15 protein-coding genes and 1 pseudogene are annotated in these 15,603 nt (G+C 71.0%); 5 read left to right on the top strand and 11 right to left on the bottom strand.

Translation table 11 applies throughout. The features are described from left to right. Window positions 1-92: 92 nt before the first annotated feature. Complete coding sequence (locus ACLZOT_RS46710) at window positions 93-464, bottom strand: GntR family transcriptional regulator (protein ID WP_416975367.1); 372 nt, start codon at window positions 462-464, stop codon at window positions 93-95. 82 nt (window positions 465-546) lie between these two features. Here ACLZOT_RS46710 and ACLZOT_RS46705 point away from each other — a divergent pair, with 82 nt between their 5' ends. Both ACLZOT_RS46705 and ACLZOT_RS46700 read left to right on the top strand, forming a co-directional pair. Then, window positions 547-1,473, top strand: coding sequence for a GNAT family N-acetyltransferase (locus ACLZOT_RS46705; protein ID WP_416975366.1), 927 nt, complete (start codon window positions 547-549; stop codon window positions 1,471-1,473). Then, a complete protein-coding gene (locus tag ACLZOT_RS46700; protein WP_416975365.1) occupies window positions 1,454-1,954 on the top strand; it encodes a DUF402 domain-containing protein in 501 nt (166 codons plus the stop codon). Before ACLZOT_RS46705 ends, ACLZOT_RS46700 begins: the two co-directional genes overlap by 20 nt. A gap of 229 nt (window positions 1,955-2,183) precedes the next feature. On the opposite strand, the gene ACLZOT_RS46695 is transcribed toward ACLZOT_RS46700, so the two are convergent. Then, window positions 2,184-2,798, bottom strand: a complete 615-nt coding sequence (locus ACLZOT_RS46695; RefSeq protein ID WP_416975364.1) for a class I SAM-dependent methyltransferase — start codon at window positions 2,796-2,798, stop codon at window positions 2,184-2,186. Between the two features lie 106 nt (window positions 2,799-2,904). Here ACLZOT_RS46695 and ACLZOT_RS46690 point away from each other — a divergent pair, with 106 nt between their 5' ends. Beyond that, window positions 2,905-3,036 (top strand): hypothetical protein, encoded by a 132-nt coding sequence (locus ACLZOT_RS46690; protein WP_409118097.1) that lies wholly within the window; start codon window positions 2,905-2,907, stop codon window positions 3,034-3,036. A gap of 1 nt (window position 3,037) precedes the next feature. On the opposite strand, the pseudogene ACLZOT_RS46685 reads toward ACLZOT_RS46690, so the two are convergent. From ACLZOT_RS46685 to ACLZOT_RS46660, 6 genes and pseudogenes are all read right to left on the bottom strand, one after another. Beyond that, window positions 3,038-3,310 (bottom strand): annotated as a pseudogene (locus ACLZOT_RS46685) (GNAT family N-acetyltransferase); the annotation flags it as partial. Window positions 3,311-3,391: 81 nt separating this feature from the next. Next, window positions 3,392-4,258, bottom strand: a complete 867-nt coding sequence (locus tag ACLZOT_RS46680; protein ID WP_416975363.1) for an esterase/lipase family protein — start codon at window positions 4,256-4,258, stop codon at window positions 3,392-3,394. Between the two features lie 197 nt (window positions 4,259-4,455). Next, a complete protein-coding gene (locus ACLZOT_RS46675; protein WP_416975385.1) occupies window positions 4,456-5,256 on the bottom strand; it encodes a slipin family protein in 801 nt (266 codons plus the stop codon). 155 nt (window positions 5,257-5,411) lie between these two features. Further along, complete coding sequence (locus tag ACLZOT_RS46670; RefSeq protein ID WP_416975362.1) at window positions 5,412-6,311, bottom strand: S1 family peptidase; 900 nt, start codon at window positions 6,309-6,311, stop codon at window positions 5,412-5,414. A gap of 461 nt (window positions 6,312-6,772) precedes the next feature. Beyond that, the gene (locus ACLZOT_RS46665; RefSeq protein WP_416975361.1) at window positions 6,773-7,609 is read right to left on the bottom strand and encodes an FMNH2-dependent monooxygenase; all 837 of its coding nucleotides are present in this window, start codon (window positions 7,607-7,609) and stop codon (window positions 6,773-6,775) included. After that, the gene (locus ACLZOT_RS46660; protein WP_416975360.1) at window positions 7,606-9,528 is read right to left on the bottom strand and encodes an FAD/NAD(P)-binding protein; all 1,923 of its coding nucleotides are present in this window, start codon (window positions 9,526-9,528) and stop codon (window positions 7,606-7,608) included. The genes ACLZOT_RS46665 and ACLZOT_RS46660 overlap by 4 nt, the downstream gene beginning before the upstream one ends. Before the next feature lie 683 nt (window positions 9,529-10,211). On the opposite strand from ACLZOT_RS46660, the gene ACLZOT_RS46655 reads away from it, so the two are divergent. Beyond that, window positions 10,212-10,649, top strand: coding sequence for a cell division protein SepF (locus ACLZOT_RS46655; protein WP_010354399.1), 438 nt, complete (start codon window positions 10,212-10,214; stop codon window positions 10,647-10,649). Window positions 10,650-10,696: 47 nt separating this feature from the next. Here the strand turns inward: ACLZOT_RS46655 and ACLZOT_RS46650 are convergent, their stop codons facing one another. After that, entirely contained in the window at window positions 10,697-11,869 is a 1,173-nt protein-coding gene (locus ACLZOT_RS46650; RefSeq protein ID WP_416975359.1) for an acyl-CoA dehydrogenase family protein, read from the bottom strand. Window positions 11,870-12,136: 267 nt separating this feature from the next. Further along, window positions 12,137-13,717 (bottom strand): MFS transporter, encoded by a 1,581-nt coding sequence (locus tag ACLZOT_RS46645; RefSeq protein ID WP_416975358.1) that lies wholly within the window; start codon window positions 13,715-13,717, stop codon window positions 12,137-12,139. Between the two features lie 377 nt (window positions 13,718-14,094). Here ACLZOT_RS46645 and ACLZOT_RS46640 point away from each other — a divergent pair, with 377 nt between their 5' ends. Then, complete coding sequence (locus ACLZOT_RS46640) at window positions 14,095-14,487, top strand: hypothetical protein (RefSeq protein WP_416975357.1); 393 nt, start codon at window positions 14,095-14,097, stop codon at window positions 14,485-14,487. A gap of 62 nt (window positions 14,488-14,549) precedes the next feature. Here the strand turns inward: ACLZOT_RS46640 and ACLZOT_RS46635 are convergent, their stop codons facing one another. Further along, window positions 14,550-15,596, bottom strand: a complete 1,047-nt coding sequence (locus ACLZOT_RS46635; protein ID WP_416975356.1) for a helix-turn-helix domain-containing protein — start codon at window positions 15,594-15,596, stop codon at window positions 14,550-14,552. Between the last annotated feature and the right edge of the window lie 7 nt (window positions 15,597-15,603).

Genomic DNA, 15,603 nt, shown 5'->3' with positions numbered 1-15,603 from the left:
TAGCTCCCGCGAGGTAGCTCCCACGATGCAGCCCTCAGGTTGTAGCTCCCGCGAGGTACCTCTCAAGCGGTAGCCCCCACGACGTACCCCCCTCACCCCTCCCCGAACACCGCCCGCACCGCCTCCCCCACAGCCCCCGACACCGCCTCCTCCCCGAACCCCAGCCGCCGCGCCCGCTCCACGTACGCCTGCGCCGCGGCGGCCAGTTCCCGTTCCGCGGCGGCGCCGGCCGCGGCGACGTACGTCCCGTTGCGCCCCCGCGTCTCGATCACCCCGTCGGACTCCAGCGCCCGGTACGCCTTGGCCACCGTGTTGGGCGCGAGGCCGAGGGACTCGGCGAGCGCGCGGACCGTGGGAAGCCGGTACCCCACCGGCAGCACCCCCGTCCGCGCCTGCTCGGAGATCTGCGTGCGTACCTGCTCGTAGGGCGCTCCGCCCTCGGTGATGTCGATCGTCAAGGTCACCCCCCGATTCTTCCGCACCCGGCCACCACCCGCCGGAAAATGGGAGGCACCCCGCACGGCACCCCGCCTAGCCTGCGCGTATATGACCATCACCGTGCGAGATCTCCGCCTGGACGTGCCCGCCGACCCCGAAGGCTTCTGCCGGGTCCGCCACGCCGCCCTCCCGTACCTCCTGTTCACCCCCGCCTCGGTGGCCCACGACGTCACCCACACCCACCCGGACGCCCACGCCCGCAAGCTGGTCGCCGAAGTGGACGGCGTCCTCGCCGGCACGGCCCAGGTCGGCCTGGCGCACGACGCCCCGGAACCGGGCAAGGGCTACCTGAACGTGTACGTCGACCCCGCGTACGAGGGCCGAGGCGCCGGTACGGCCCTGCGCGAGGCCGCGGAGGCACACCTGACCGCCCTCGGGGCGACCCACCTGTACGCCTGGGTCCTGGACGCCCCCCGCAATCTGGCGTACGCCGAGCACGCCGGTTACCGCCCCAGCCGCTCGGCCCACTTCCTGCGTCTGGACCTGACGTCCGCGCACCTCACCCCGCCGCCCCTCCCGCCCGGCGTCGAACTGCGGACGGCCGCCGACTACACCGCCGACCCGCGCCCCCTCTTCCTCCTCGACGCCGAGGTCACCTCCGACGAACCGAGCGACGTGGGCACCGAGTTCACGGACTACGAGGCGTGGGTCGAGGAGAACTGGCGCCACCCGCACCTGGACCGCGCCCTGACGACCGTGGTCGTCGTCGACGGCCGCCCCGTCGCGCTGAGCGTCGCCCACACCGACGGCGCCGGCCGCTACCACACCGCGATGACCGGCACGGCCCGCGCCCACCGGGGCCGGGGCCTCGCGAAGCTCGCCAAGACCACGTCCCTGCACCGCGCCCGCGAGGCCGGCTGCACGGTCGCGTTCACCGGCAACGACACGGACAACGCCCCGATGCTCGCGATCAACAAGGCGTTCGGGTACGAGATCCGCGGGACGGAGGTGCGCCATGTCCGCGACCTCGTCTGACACCCCCTCCCTGGACGTCGTCCTGGTCAAGGCGGGCCGTACGAAGATCCGCTACCCGGCGGACCTCCTCGCCGACGACGGCACGCACCTCACCGTCCGCGCCCCCTGGGCCGGCACCGGCGCCCGCGACTTCGGCTTCGTCCGCTTCGAACCCGGCGACGTCTTCACCGAGCACTACTGGCGCGACCGCTGGTACGCGATCAAGGAGGTCCGCGCCGCCGACGGCACCCTCAAGGGCTGGTACTGCGACATCACCCGCCCCGCCGTCCGCACCGGCGCCACCCTCACGGTGGAGGACCTCGACCTCGACCTCTGGCGCGACGCCTCCGGCACGGACGTACGCCGCCTGGACGAGGACGAGTTCGTGGAGAGCGGCCTGCGCGACCGGGACCCGGAGGCGGCGAGCTCGGCGACAGCGGCGCTGGACGAGCTGGAGGGGTACGCGAGGACACCGGACGGCTTGGAGAAACTGCTGGCGTAGGAGGCACGGGCACCGGGAACGGGCCACGCCGGAAGCCACCGGCGGACACCCGAGCCCGACCCCGAGCCCGACCCCGACCCCGACGGCATCCGCGCACCCCACCGCGTACCGCCTCTCCCGACCCCCCGCGCACCCCCACCCCGTCGCACCGCGTACCACCTCTCCCGAACCCCAGCGCCCCCGGCCCTCCGCCCACGCGCCCCCATCCCTCTCCCCCCACCCCCTCCCCTCACCCCACCGCCACCACCACATACCGCACATCCCCCACAGCCCCACCCCACAACCGATCGTCCCCGTCCAGCCGCTCCACCCGAGCACTCCCCCCACCCTCCTCCACCAGCTCCACCACCCGCTCCGCCGGAATCCCCACCGGCGTGACCTCCCCCCAGACCCCCTCCACCAGCACCATCCGCCCGCCCTCCCGCAGCAGCCCCCGCCAGTTCGCGAGGGCCCGCGCAGGATCCGGCAGCGCCCACAGCACGTGCCGTACGAGGACGACGTCGAACCGCGCCTCCCCCACGGGCGGCTCCTGCGCGTCCCCCAGCAGGAACCCGGCGTCGTACGCGGCGAGTTTCGCGCGGGCCCGCTCCAGCATCGCCGGGGAGCCGTCGACGCCGGTCACCCGGTGTCCCCGCTCGGCGGCGAGCAGCGCCAGGCTCCCGGTCCCGCACCCGAGGTCGAGCACGTCGGACGGCTCGCCCGGCAGCCAGGCGGCCATCCGCTCCGCCCAGGCCGCCCGGACCGCCGGATCCCGCAGCCCGTGATCCGCCTCCTCGTCGAAGGACCCCGCGGCCAGGTCCCAGTCGACCCCGCCCGCCACCGCACCACCACGTCGATCACTCATGCCCCCAGAGTGACACCCGCCACTGACAACGGGCCCCCGATGAGCCACCCTCCCCCAAAGGGCCCGCCCCGTGCACCACGGACCAGGCGCCCCTCAAGGAGGCCCCATGCGCCGCACAACCCTCCAGAAACCCCAGAAAAAACAGACCCCCCGCTCCCGCGAAACCCCGGACCCCACCCCCGCCACCCGCCCCGAGATCCGCAAGGACATCGCCCGCACCTGGTGGCCGGAGACGTGAATCACACGAGCGGCTTGCGGTAGTGGACCCGGTCGTAGACCCCGTCCGTCCGCCGCTCGACGGCCTCGTACCCGTACCGGGGGTAGATCTCCTGGTTCTCCCACATCAACGCGTTGGTGCAGAGCCGGACCTCCCCGAGGCCCTGCCCGTGAGCGTCCGGGTGCACGGCGACGCTGTCGAGGAACAGATGGTCGTCGTAGTCCCGAAGTACTACGACCCCGACGACCGGCTCCCCGACGACATACACCCGCCCGGCGGCGACGTCCGCCGCGTGATACTCCGGCCCGTACCCACCCCTGGACCCCCGAAAGGCCGCCGCCCCGAAGGACGACGGCCCCCTTAGGGCAGGTGCATGTCAGCTAAAAACCGACGCGCAGGTGGTCGGTCTCGCCCGCGCCGGATCCAGCGCGTTCGCGACCTCGTGGAACGCGATCCGGTCCGTGAGGCCGATGAGGGCGTGTTCGGAGAGGTCGAGGGGGCAGAGGTCCTGGATGAGGACGTTCCTGACACCCGCACCGGTCAGGAACTGGGACTGGTAGGGGGTGACGACCTCGTCGTACTTCGTGGCGATGACGGTGTACTTGACGCCGGGAACCGTGTCACCGCCCGAGTTGAGCTTCGTCAGGAAGTCGGAGCCGACGATCTGCTGCGCGAGCGCGGGCGTGTTGAGGTTGAGCCACTCGCGCCCGCCGGGGAAGTAGGGGAGCAGGTTGGTCAGCCCGCTGAGCGTCGTCCCCCGGTTGCTGGGCGAGATCGCGACGAGCGCGTTCACCTTCGCGGCCCCACCGAGGAACTTGAGGTAGTAGCGGGGCATCATCCCGCCCTGGGAGTGCCCGACGAGGTCCACCTCGGACGCTCCGGTCGCGGCGAGCACCTTGTCGACGTACGCCGCCAACTGCTCGGCCGACTCGTCGATCGGCCCGAGCCCGTGGACGAGCGGTACGCCCTCCAACTGGCCGTAGTCCAGGGCGAAGACACAGTAGTCGCGGCCCACGAGATACGGCGCGAGCCCCAGCCAGTTGTCCACGGAGTTGGCCAGCGTCCCATGGACGAGGACGACGGGCCGGGGATGCGCGGCGGACGGCTTGCACGAGTAATCATTCCACCCGCGGCTGACGGCGGACGAGGATTCGGCGTGCGCGGCGGACAGGGGGACGGTGACGGCGGCGACCGCCAGCAGCAGCGCCGTCAGAGGTCTGAACAGGCGTCTCCAATGCAGCATCGATCGATCTCCTTGCGGCTCAAGGGGGGAGGTGCAACGGCACTAAGCCCTGTGATCCGGATCACGAGGATGCTGTTCACTCTTCAAGTTACGGACGAGTAGCCACTCTGGGAAGTTACGCGTCAGTAAAAACTCCGGGATTCACCCGTCTGCCCAGCCGTCTTCTGCTATCCCCGCACCAGCAGACCGAACCCCCGCTACGACGACCGCTCCGGCCCCTCCGGCGGCAACTGCTGGGTCGGCGTGGCCCGTTCGAGGAACCGCAGCAACTCCACCGGGAACGGCAGCACCAGCGTCGAGTTCTTCTCCGCGGCGACGGCGACGACCGTCTGGAGCAGCCTCAGCTGGAGCGCGGCCGGCGTGTCCGCCATCTCCTGGGCGGCCTCGGCGAGTTTCTTGGACGCCTGCAGCTCCGCGTCCGCGTTGATGACCCGCGCCCGCCGCTCACGGTCCGCCTCGGCCTGCCTGGCCATGGACCGCTTCATGGTCTCGGGCAGCGACACGTCCTTGATCTCGACGCGATCGATGGTGACGCCCCACTCGACGGCCGGGCTGTCGATCATCAACTCCAGCCCCTGGTTGAGCTTTTCCCGGTCGGACAGCAGATCGTCGAGCTCGCTCTTGCCGATGATGGACCGCAGCGAGGTCTGCGCCATCTGGGACACGGCGAACCGGTAGTCCTCGACACGTACGACGGCCTCGGCGGGTGCCGTCACCTTGAAGTACACGACGGCGTCGACCCGCACGGTCACGTTGTCCCGGGTGATCCCCTCCTGCCCGGGCACCGGCATCGTGACGATCTGCATGCTCACCTTGCGGAGCTTGTCGACCCCGGGAATGATCATCGTCAGCCCGGGCCCCCGCACATCGGGCCGCAGCTTCCCGAGCCGGAACACGACACCCCGCTCGTACTGCTTGACGACCCGCGCGGCAGCCGCCGCGTACACGAGCCCGGCGGTCACCAGCCCCGCTCCCGCCGCCACCAGTTCCTCGACCACCACGGCCACCGCCCTCCGTGCGTCAGACCTGCGTCCAGGGGCTCCCATCGACGGTAACCCGCGCCGCGTACAAGGGGGAGCCCCCGCACGCCGGTTGCGTACGGGGGCTCGGAGCGCTCGGCCCGGTGCACTCGGGCAGAATCACTGACGGTGCGTCAGAAGACGTTGACGCCGTACGCGTTGAGCGCCTCGACCACCGGCTGGAAGAACGTCGTCCCGCCGACGGAGCAGTTGCCGCTGCCGCCGGAGGTCAGCCCGTAGGCGATGCCGCTGGTCGAGTACAGCGGGCCACCGGAGTCGCCGCCCTCGGCGCAGACGTTGGTCTGGATCATGCCGTAGACGACGTCGCCGCCACCGTAGTTGACGGTCGCGTTCAGAGCCGTCACCCGGCCGGTGTGGATACCGGTGGTCGAGCCGTCACGGGTGACCGCGGTGCCCACGCTGGGGTTGGCCGCGCTGGTGATGTCCGTGTTCCCCGCGGTACCGGACTTGGTCACCGAGCTGTTGGTGTACCGGACCAGCGCGTAGTCGTTGGTCGGGAAGCTGTAACCGACGTTCGTGCCGAGCACGGTCGACTGGCCGGAGTTGGAGTACCAGGTCGACGCGACCTCGCCGCAGTGGCCCGCGGTGAGGAAGTAGTACGTGCTGCCGCTGACGACGTTGAAGCCGAGCGAACAGCGGTAGCCGCCGCCGTAGATGGCGTCGCCGCCGGCGATGAGCTTGTTGAACTTGCCGGGCGTGTGCTTGATCGTGAGGGCGCCGGCCTTGCTGCCCGCGTCCTGCTTGATCTGCGCGATCTCCGCGGCGGAGACCGTGCTGTCGACGGTGACGACCACACGGTTCGTCTTGGCGTCGACGGCCCAGGCGGTGCCCGGGATGTCGGACTTCAGCACCGAGCTGTTCACGCTGCTGAGTTCGGAGGCGCTGAACGTGTGCGCGTCGGCCGCGTTCGCGGTGGGGACGGCGAAGCCGGCGGCGGCGACGAACCCGGCCGCGAGGGCGACCATGCGGGTCCGTCTCTTGTGGGTGGTGGGGGTGGTGCGCTTGATCCTCACTTTTCGTTCCCTCCCGGGAATCAGGGGGCCCGCGTGGGGTCGGGGCCCGTGAGGCGCAGCCAGAGCCATGATCCGCCCGTGGAACCAGGGATTCATGCCCCTGACAAGCGCTGAGGAAGGAGTATTCGGCCGAACGGACGGTCGGCGCAAGAGCGCCCCGAGGCCCCGCCGCCCGCAAGAGCGTCTTTCGGCCGAGAACCAGAGTTGAAACTGTGAGGTATGAGCTGTTTCAGGCCAACTTCTCCTTCTGTACGACGACGAAGGGCCCCGAAAAGTTCCCCGGAACCCCCAACTCCCAGTTGAGCCGCGCCCTCGCACCCACCCGTCGCCCGCCCCGGCCCGACGGACCCCGGCACGCATCTACCCGGGTCACGCTCCACACCTGCGCGTCCCCGGGGGACGGCCGAAAACGCCCCCCGGAGTGACCCCTTCAGCGAACTCCCCGCCGCCCCCGGGGGACTTCACCGGGCCACCCGCACGGGCCGCCCCAGCCCCAGGTGCTCACGCAAAGTCGCCCCGGGGTAGAACGTCCGGTGCAGCCCCCGGTGCTGGAGCAGCGCGACCGTCCCGTTGACCAGCCGCTCCAGATCCCGGCGCGGCTCGACGGGCGTCAGATGGAACCCGTCCACGGCCCCCTCCCGGTACCACCCGGCGATCAGCTCCGCGAGATCGACAGGCCCGCCCCGGTACAGCGGCCCCCGCGCACTCGCCCGCGGCCCGCCCCCACCGTGCCCGGGTACAGCGGCCCGCTCCCCGTCCCCGAGATCGATCGCCAGCGCGGCCAGCACCCGCAGGGCGTCCGGGTCCCGCCCCGCCTCCCCGGCGAGCGCCCGCAGCCGCTCCCGCACGCCCCGCGCCTCCCCGGCCCCCGCGACCCGTACGAGCGCGACATCGCCGTACCGCGCGGCGAAGCCCCACGCGGCGGGGTCACCGGCGTCGACGACGCGCAGCGGACACGGCCCCGAAGCCCCGTCGGTTCCGGAGCCCGGACGCACCCCCGCCTCCGCACCAGGCGACGCCGCTCCACCCCCCTCCCCCGACACCAGCCCCCCGCCCCTGCCCCCGCTCACCCGGTCGAGCCCGACAACTCCCGCCCCCTCCAAGGACATCGCCACCAGCCCCACCCGCCGGGTCACCGCGGCCGCCCCCGCCAGCACCCCCACCACATCCCCCGCACCTCCCAGCGTCACGAAGTCCAGCCCACCCCGCTCGGCCAGCCGCACCAGCTCCGAACAGTCCTCGCCCTCCGGCACGTCCACAGCGGCGGCGAGATGCGGCAACCCCCACGACGCGCTCACCGCCCGCCCTCCCCGCGCAGAAACCCCAGCACCGCCCGAGCCGTCGCGTCGTTCTGCCGGAACGCCGGCCCCCCGGTCCGGGGCCGCGTGAACGCCCCCGGCGTACGCCCGTCCGTATACGGTCCGAGCGCGAACCGCCGTGGATGCGGGCGCCCTTGGGCATCCAGCACCCGCCCGTCCCGCGCGTCCACACGCAGCAGCCCGGCGTCCGTCTCCCCCACCCCGTCCTCGGCGAGCCCCCGCAGCAGCGGATCCAGCGCCCGCCGCACCGACGCCTCCGGCAACCGCGCCTCGACGAGCGCCCGCGCCTCCACAACGGCCCCGGGGACGTTGGGACTTGACGCCCGGAACACCCCGCCCTCGGCGCGCACCTCCATCTCCCCGCCGACGAACCTCAGCACCCCCGCCCGGGACAGCGCGAGCATCTGCCGCAGCCGGGGCCCGGGCGGTCCGGACGCGAGGTAGCTGAAGAACCCGTGCCACGAGGAGGCGACCCCGCCCCCGAGACGTATCAACTGGACGTATACGGAGAGGAGTCCGAGGAACACGGCCAAGTCGGGACTGTACGCGTCATCGTGACGCCGCGTCAGATCCGCCTCGATGTACGCCCGCAGCCCGTCCTGGAACTCCCCCTCGGACCCGTACCGCTCCCCCGCCAACGGCCGGTCCAGCGCCGCGAGATCGAGTCTGTCCCGGGGGTCGGGCACGGCCTCCGCGACCAGCGCCGCCAGATCGGCCCCGCTCCCCGCCGCGTACTTCTCCTCGAAGTCCGCCCAGTCCATCGCCGTCCGTCCGGGATGCGCCGAGAACAGCCGGTGGTAGTGCGCGAACCCCAACTCCTTCTCGACCAGGGGCCACACGTCCCGCCGGTAGTCGAACCCGCCCTCCCGGGCGAGGAGTCCGTCGATCTCGCCGGGCCCGAGGAACCTCGGCAGCGGCGGGCGCTCACCGGTGAACTCGTACCCGATCTTCGACCGGTACGGCACACCCCGCCGCGACCCCACGTACAGCACCGGCTCCCGCCCCGACGGCACGTACACCTCACCGTCGTACCGCCCGCCCCGCCCCTCGGTGAGCAGCACCATCAGATCGACGAACGCGAGCCCGAACCCCCGTACGACGACGGGTGCGCCGGGTTCGAGTGCGGAGAGGTCGGTGTCGGCGGTGAAGTCGGGCGGGAGGTGGACGAGCCCGTGCCGCTCGGCGTACGAGGCCAACGCGCGCTGCTCTTCGTCGAGTTCGGCGTCGAGGTGCCCGAGGGCGAGGACGACGAGGTCGGCACGGAGAACCTCGTACCCGGCCCCACCCCCAACCTCCCCGTACCCGGCATCACCCCCAACCTCGCCGAGCCCGGCATCGCTCCCAGCCCCACCCTGCCCCGCCTCGCCTCCAGCCCCGCCGTACCCGGCGTCGACCCCTGCCCCACCCTGCCCGGCCTCGGCCCCCGCGCCACCGCACCCGCCCGCCCCGGCCCCCCGCTCCAGCCAGACCTCCTGGCTCCCTTCCCGCTCCCCCACGACCCGCACCGCCCGCCGCGCGTGCCGGTGCACCCGCACCCCCGCCGGCAGCGCCGCGAGCGCCTCCTCGTAGAACCACCCCAGGTACCGCCCCTGGAGCTGCCGGTCGGCGAAGGTGCTCGCGTCGATGCCCGCCCACTCGTGGAGCGTCGGCCCCGGCCGGACCGGACCCTCCATGGCCACCGTCTCGTCGGTGAACATCGTGACGTCCTCGGCGTGGGAGTTCATCCACAGCAGCGGCGACTGCGCGGCCCGCCAGATCCGGCCGCCGCCCGGTGGATGCGGGTCGACGAGGTGGATGTCGAGGCCCGAACCGTCGTACAGCTCAGGCGCGTTGGCGGCGATGCGCTCGATCAGTCCGACCCCTCGGGGGCCGGCGCCGACGATGACGAGGGAAGGCATGGAAGGCTCCGTGGCGGAAGTCCCCCGGACAGGGGGCGGTGGCGGTTGCCTTCACACGGGGCGCCGCGCGGCGCCGGCGCGGCCGAGCCCCTCAGCAGGGCCGCGCTTCGAGCGTACGACCGCGTTTCCCCTCACTGTCAAGGTCGTCCACACTGTGAGCGGTTCGTCTCAGGTCGGTTGACTCGTATCCGGAGACCTGTTCCACTTGACCCATGCATCCGCAGCAGTGGCTGGTCACCCGCTCCCACATCGACTTCGGTCGCGTGTGGTCCTGTTCCTGTTGAGCTGACCGCCACCCGCCCCACGGCTCTCGCCGGGGCGCTCCCGATGCCTCCCTCCCCGCCTTCACGCGTGCGCCTCCCCTCACTCCGCACACCCTCCTGACACACAGTCAGCACCCGCATACAGACAGACAATCAGCCTGCGCCGAGCCCGAACGGTCGCATCCGTTCACCCGTACGCACCGCTTGTCACCCGTCCGCCACAAAGAATCCTATTTCACTCTCAGTCAGCATCCGTACACGCTACGACCCTTGGGGCACTTGGACTCTCGACGAATCGGCTCTGCACCAGTACCGTCACAAACCCCCCGCGCGGCGTCTATCCACTTGGCGCGACATCCGCATCATGGACGACCATGGGTCCTGCGGATAGCAAGCAGACCGCTGTGAGAGGAGGCGTCCATGGGATCGGTGCGCAAGGCGAGTGCCTGGCTTGGCCTCGTCGACGACAACGATGACGAGCGTTACTACGACGACGACTACTCCGAGGGGACCGACTCCGGCGAAGCCTGGGTCACCGACCCCCGGGTCAAGGTCGCCACGGACACGGCCGAGGAGAAGGGCCGCCGGATCGGCACGGTCACCCCGGACAGCTTCCGGGACGCCCGCGCGATCGGCGAGCTGTTCCGCGAAGGCGTGCCGGTCATCATGAACCTGACGGCGATGGAGGCCGCCGACGCCAAACGCGTCGTCGACTTCGCCGCGGGTCTCATCTTCGGCCTGCGCGGTTCGATCGAGCGCGTCTCCACGCGCGTGTTCCTGCTGACCCCGGCCAACACCGAGATCGTCAACGGCGACCCCGGCGGCCACCGCACGGACGGTTTCTTCAACCAGAGCTGAGGCAGGGCCGCTCACCGGCCCTGCCCCCTGGGGTTCAGGTCCGGGGGTCAGCGGAAGGCGTCGAGTCCGGTGAGCGCCTTGCCCAGCACCAACTGGTGCATCTCCACGGTGCCTTCGTACGTCAGCACCGACTCCAGATTCGTCGCGTGCCGCATCACCGGGTACTCCAGCGAGATCCCGTTCGCGCCGAGGATCGTCCGCGAGGTACGGCAGATCTCGATGGCTTCGCGTACGTTGTTCAGCTTGCCGAAGCTGACCTGCTCGGGCCGCAGCCGTCCCGCGTCCATCCGCCGGCCCAGGTGATGCGCGAGCAGCACCCCCTTGTGCAACTCGACCGCCATGTCGGCGAGTTTGGCCTGTGTGAGCTGGAAGCCGCCGATCGGCTTCCCGAACTGCTCCCGGGTCCTGGCGTATTCGACGGCCGTCTCGAAGCAGGCGCGCGCCGCACCCATCGCGCCCCACACGATCCCGTACCGGGCGTGCGACAGACAGCTGAGCGGCCCCTTCAGCCCCACGACCTCCGGCAGCACGGCATCCCCGGGCAACCGCACGTCGTCCAGCACCAGTTCACTCGTCACCGACGCCCGCAGCGACCACTTGTGCTTGATCTCCGGCGCGGAGAACCCCACGACATCGGTGGGCACCACGAACCCCCGTACGCCGCCCTCGGTCTGCGCCCACACGACCGCGACCCCGGCGACGGACCCGTTGGTGATCCACATCTTCCGCCCGTTGAGCACCCAGTCGTCACCGTCCCGCTTGGCGAAGGTCCGCATGGACCCCGGGTCGGACCCATGATCGGGCTCGGTGAGCCCGAAACAGCCGATGACCTCCCCCGCAGCCATCCGAGGCAGCCACTCACTCTTCTGCGCCTCACTCCCGAACCGATGAATGGCGTACATGGCAAGGGACCCCTGCACGGACACGAGCGACCGGATCCCGGAGTCCCCCGCCTCCAGCTCCAAACAGGCCAGCCCGTATTGCACAGCGCTGGCCCCCGCACACCCATACCCCTCAAGCGACATCCCGAGGGCCCCGATACCCCCCAACTCCCGGGCCAGTTCCCGCACCTGAGGCAGCTCCCCCGCCTCGTACCACCCCGCAACCCCAGGCAACACCCGCTCCGTCACCCACCGCCGCACGGTCTCCCGCACAGCAAGATCCTCGGGCGACAACAAGTCGTCGATCCCCAGCAGATCACCAGCGTCGAACGTTCCCACACTTCCTCCCAAAACTAGCACCGCTAGTTACACACCACCCCGGAACCTACGCCCCACACTCCCACCCCAACAAGCCCACAGGGGAACGCACGACGGTAGGGAGGCCGAGACGGCGAGACGGCGAGGGAAGCAACCGAAACTTGCCAACGCAGGGGAAGTCCCCCCACCCAGGGGCGCGGGGAACTGCGCGCCCAGCCACAAACAACCCGCACCCGGCACCAGCCGACACCCCACCCCCACAAGAGACGCCCACCCCTCAACAAACAGTCACGGGCGGCGCGCGGGCGGGCAAGCCCCTCTGGGCCCAGGCACCTCCACCTGCATGACCCGCGGCAACCGCAACGCCATGACCGCCCCCAGCAACAACAACCCCGCACTGACCAGCAACGTCACATGCAGCCCATGCACGAACGACTCCCGAGCCACCCTCCGCAGCACACCCCCCGCCGGCCCCCCGATCTCCCCGGCAACGTCATACGCCTCCCCCAACGAATGCCCAGCGGCAACGGAAGCCTCCGCAGGCACCCCCACCACCCCCACGACCCCCGGCTTGTAGGCAGCGTTCATCACACTCCCCAGCAGCGCGATCCCGATCCCCGCCCCGAGCTGATACGACGTCTCCCCCACAGCCGCAGCCCCACCCGCCTGCTCGACCGGCGCCTCACTCAGCATCGACTCGTACGCGGCGAACAGCGTCGTCTCCAACCCGAACCCGAGCAACACGAACCCCCCGAGCAACAACCCGGCGTTGTCGGATCCCCCCATCCCGGTCAACGTGAGCACGGCGACGGCGGTCAGCACGAACCCCCCGCACACCATCCGCCGAGGCCCCACCCGCCGCAACAACCGCGCCCCCGCCAACCCCGCGGCCATCGCCGCGATGGTCAACGGCAACAACCGCAACCCGGTCTCCAAGGGCGACAGCCCCAGCACGAGCTGCAGATACTGCGCGGCGATCAACTCCAGCCCCACCAGGGCAAGCATGGCCAGCACGATGCACAGCACGGACGTCCCGAACGCGGGCCGGGCGAACATCCGCAGATCGACCAGCGGATACGGCCGCCGCCGCTGCCGCCGCACGAAGGCGACCAGCAGCCCACCCCCGAGCAGAACCGGCACGAAGGTCAGCCCCCCGAACTCCCCACCCCCGAGCCGCTTGACCGCGAGGACGACGGAGAACAACCCCCCGGCGGCCATGAGCGCCCCGACGACGTCCCAGGGCCCTTCGGTGTCCCCCTTGGACTCGGGCAGCAGCCACCGCCCCACCGGCAGACTGACCAGCATCAACGGAATGTTGACGAGGAAAACGGACCCCCACCAGAAGTGTTCGAGCAGGAACCCCCCGAGCAACGGCCCAGCCGCCGCCCCGACCGCCGCGACCGCACTCCAGATCCCTATCGCCAGCGCCCGTTCCCGCCGATCGGGAAACACCTGCCGAAGGATCGACAGCGTCGCCGGCATGATCATCGCCCCACCGACCCCGAGCAGGGCCCGCGCGAGAATCAACACCTGCGCGCTCCCGGCGAAGGCGGCAAGCCCGGAGGCAACCCCGAACAACGCGTACCCGAGCAACAGCACCCGCCGCCGCCCGACCTTGTCCCCCAACGTCCCGAACAGAATCAGCAGCGAGGCACAGACCAACGGATACGTATCGACGATCCACAGCAGCTCGATGCCCCCGGGCCTCAGATCCTCGGTGACAGCAGGCACAGCCACATGCAGCACGGTCGCGTCGACGGCGACCAGCAACAGACTCACGCACAACACGACGAGCACGACCCACCGCTGCCCCCCGACCCGCTCGGGAAAGCGTCCACGCACAGCTGTGACCGTCATCGTCCCGGACATGCGCGTACCTCCCAGCTGATTCGCACGTCCGGCGGATTCACGGGGCGGGGACTCCCACGACACGGCCGGGAAGGAGCGGCGTCCCCGGCCCACGCAGACGAACGGCGAGTGCATCGCAGCGTACGCGAGTTCGCGCCTGCTCCAAGTGGCGGACCTCTCACACGCCGCGGAGAACACGTGTGGCGTATGCCACTTCCCGGTCACTCCACCGCCACTCCCCGGCCACTCCCCGGCCGTGCCGGGGTGTCGACACCGCGCACAGGGCCGTCGACATGCCGCTAACGACTCCCCTCGGCGATCACGAAAGGCTTGCGGAGCAGGAGGGCGCCGGCAGGTTCGGCGCCCTGACCACGCGATCGCCTCGAAGAGGAGTACGTATGCGAGCACGAAAGATCGTCACGTTCGTGGGAACGCCGATCGCGGCCGTGGGCCTCCTGCTCATGGCCGGCAGCCCGGCTCTCGCCGTGGACCACGAGATGCACACCAATGACGGCGACCCCGGCGGCCGGGTCCAGTTCACCCGCAACGGCGACATCGTCAGAGTCGACGACCTGGAGGCGGACGGGTACGCCGCCAAGCTGTTCGTCTACAACCCGAACGGGACGACGCGCTACACCGTCCAGGCCGGCGGTACCGGCACCTCCAAGACCGTGCGGGCCAGCGACGGCGGCGTCTACGACCTGGTGGAGGGCACCGCGTACACGTTCAAGATCTGCCTGCACCAGACCAGCGGCGACTCGTACTGCGACACGGCGACCTGGGCCGGCTGACAGCAGAGCCAGGACCACTGCGTGTCTGTCCGCGGCGCATCGCGGACAGACACGCAGTTTTTCTACGCCCCGGCCCCCGCCCCCAAGGCCCGGCGGCGATACTCCCCGGGCGCCACCCCGTACGCGGCGCGGAAGGTGCGGGAGAACGCCGCGTGCCCCTTGAAGCCCCAGCGGGCCGCGATCTGGTGGACCGCGACGTCCCGCAGCCCCGGGTCGGCGAGGTCCCGGCGGGTGCCCTCCAGGCGCCGGCCGCGGATCAGCTCCGTGACCGTCACACCGTTGGCCTGGAAGAGCCGGTGCAGGTAGCTGACGGAGATGTGGTGCGCCTCGGCGATGGCCTGGGTGGACAGGCCGGGATCGCGCAGGTGCTCGCGGATGAACACCTCGATGCGCAGGAGCAGGGTGCGCCGAGGAGACGCGGCCGGCTCCTGGGCGTCGGTGTCGAGATGGTGGGCGAGCGCCGCGACGAGCAGGTCCAGGCCCACCGCGCCCAGCCGGACGACATCGGCGGGCCGATAGGACGGGCAGTCGGCGGTCGCCCCGTCGAGGAACTGCGCGAACAGCGCCCCCACCCCTTCCTGCCCGGACAGCCGGGTCACCAGCAGCCGGTCGTGCCGTCGGGGCGGCAACGGCAGCATCGCGCGGGGCACCCGGGCCCGTACCGCTGTGGCGGCCTGATGGCCGCCGGTCCGTACGCTGAAGGGCCGGGCGTCCTCGCAGAGCGCGAAGTCCCGTGTCCCCAGAACCGCTTCGCGATCGGCCTGGGTCACCCTCAGCTCTCCCCGCCGGGCGAACACCACCGAGCACAGGACCTGGTCAGAGCCCCGTACCGGTCTCGTGGATCGCCATCTGCCGGACGCCAGACGACTCACGTCGACGACGTCCACCGACCCCAGGTCGAGTGCTCGTGCCCCCCGTAACAAGCCTTGATCATCCCCTCTCCGTTCTCCGGACAACGTGATCGGCGCCCATGCTGGCGAGGGCTTCGTTGACGTGTCCACCCGATATGGCCGGTTCGAGCCAATCGTCACCTCTCCCTTGTCCCGGCCGCCGGACACCGCTATGAGCACGGAGCGAATTCCGCCCCATCGCCCGGTGAACGAATTCATAAACGAC

The organism is Streptomyces sp. 4F14 (genome assembly GCF_048159485.1).
GTDB lineage: Bacteria > Actinomycetota > Actinomycetes > Streptomycetales > Streptomycetaceae > Streptomyces.
The sequence above is the reverse complement of the archived record's forward strand: the minus strand, read 5'-3'. Positions and strand labels throughout refer to the sequence as shown.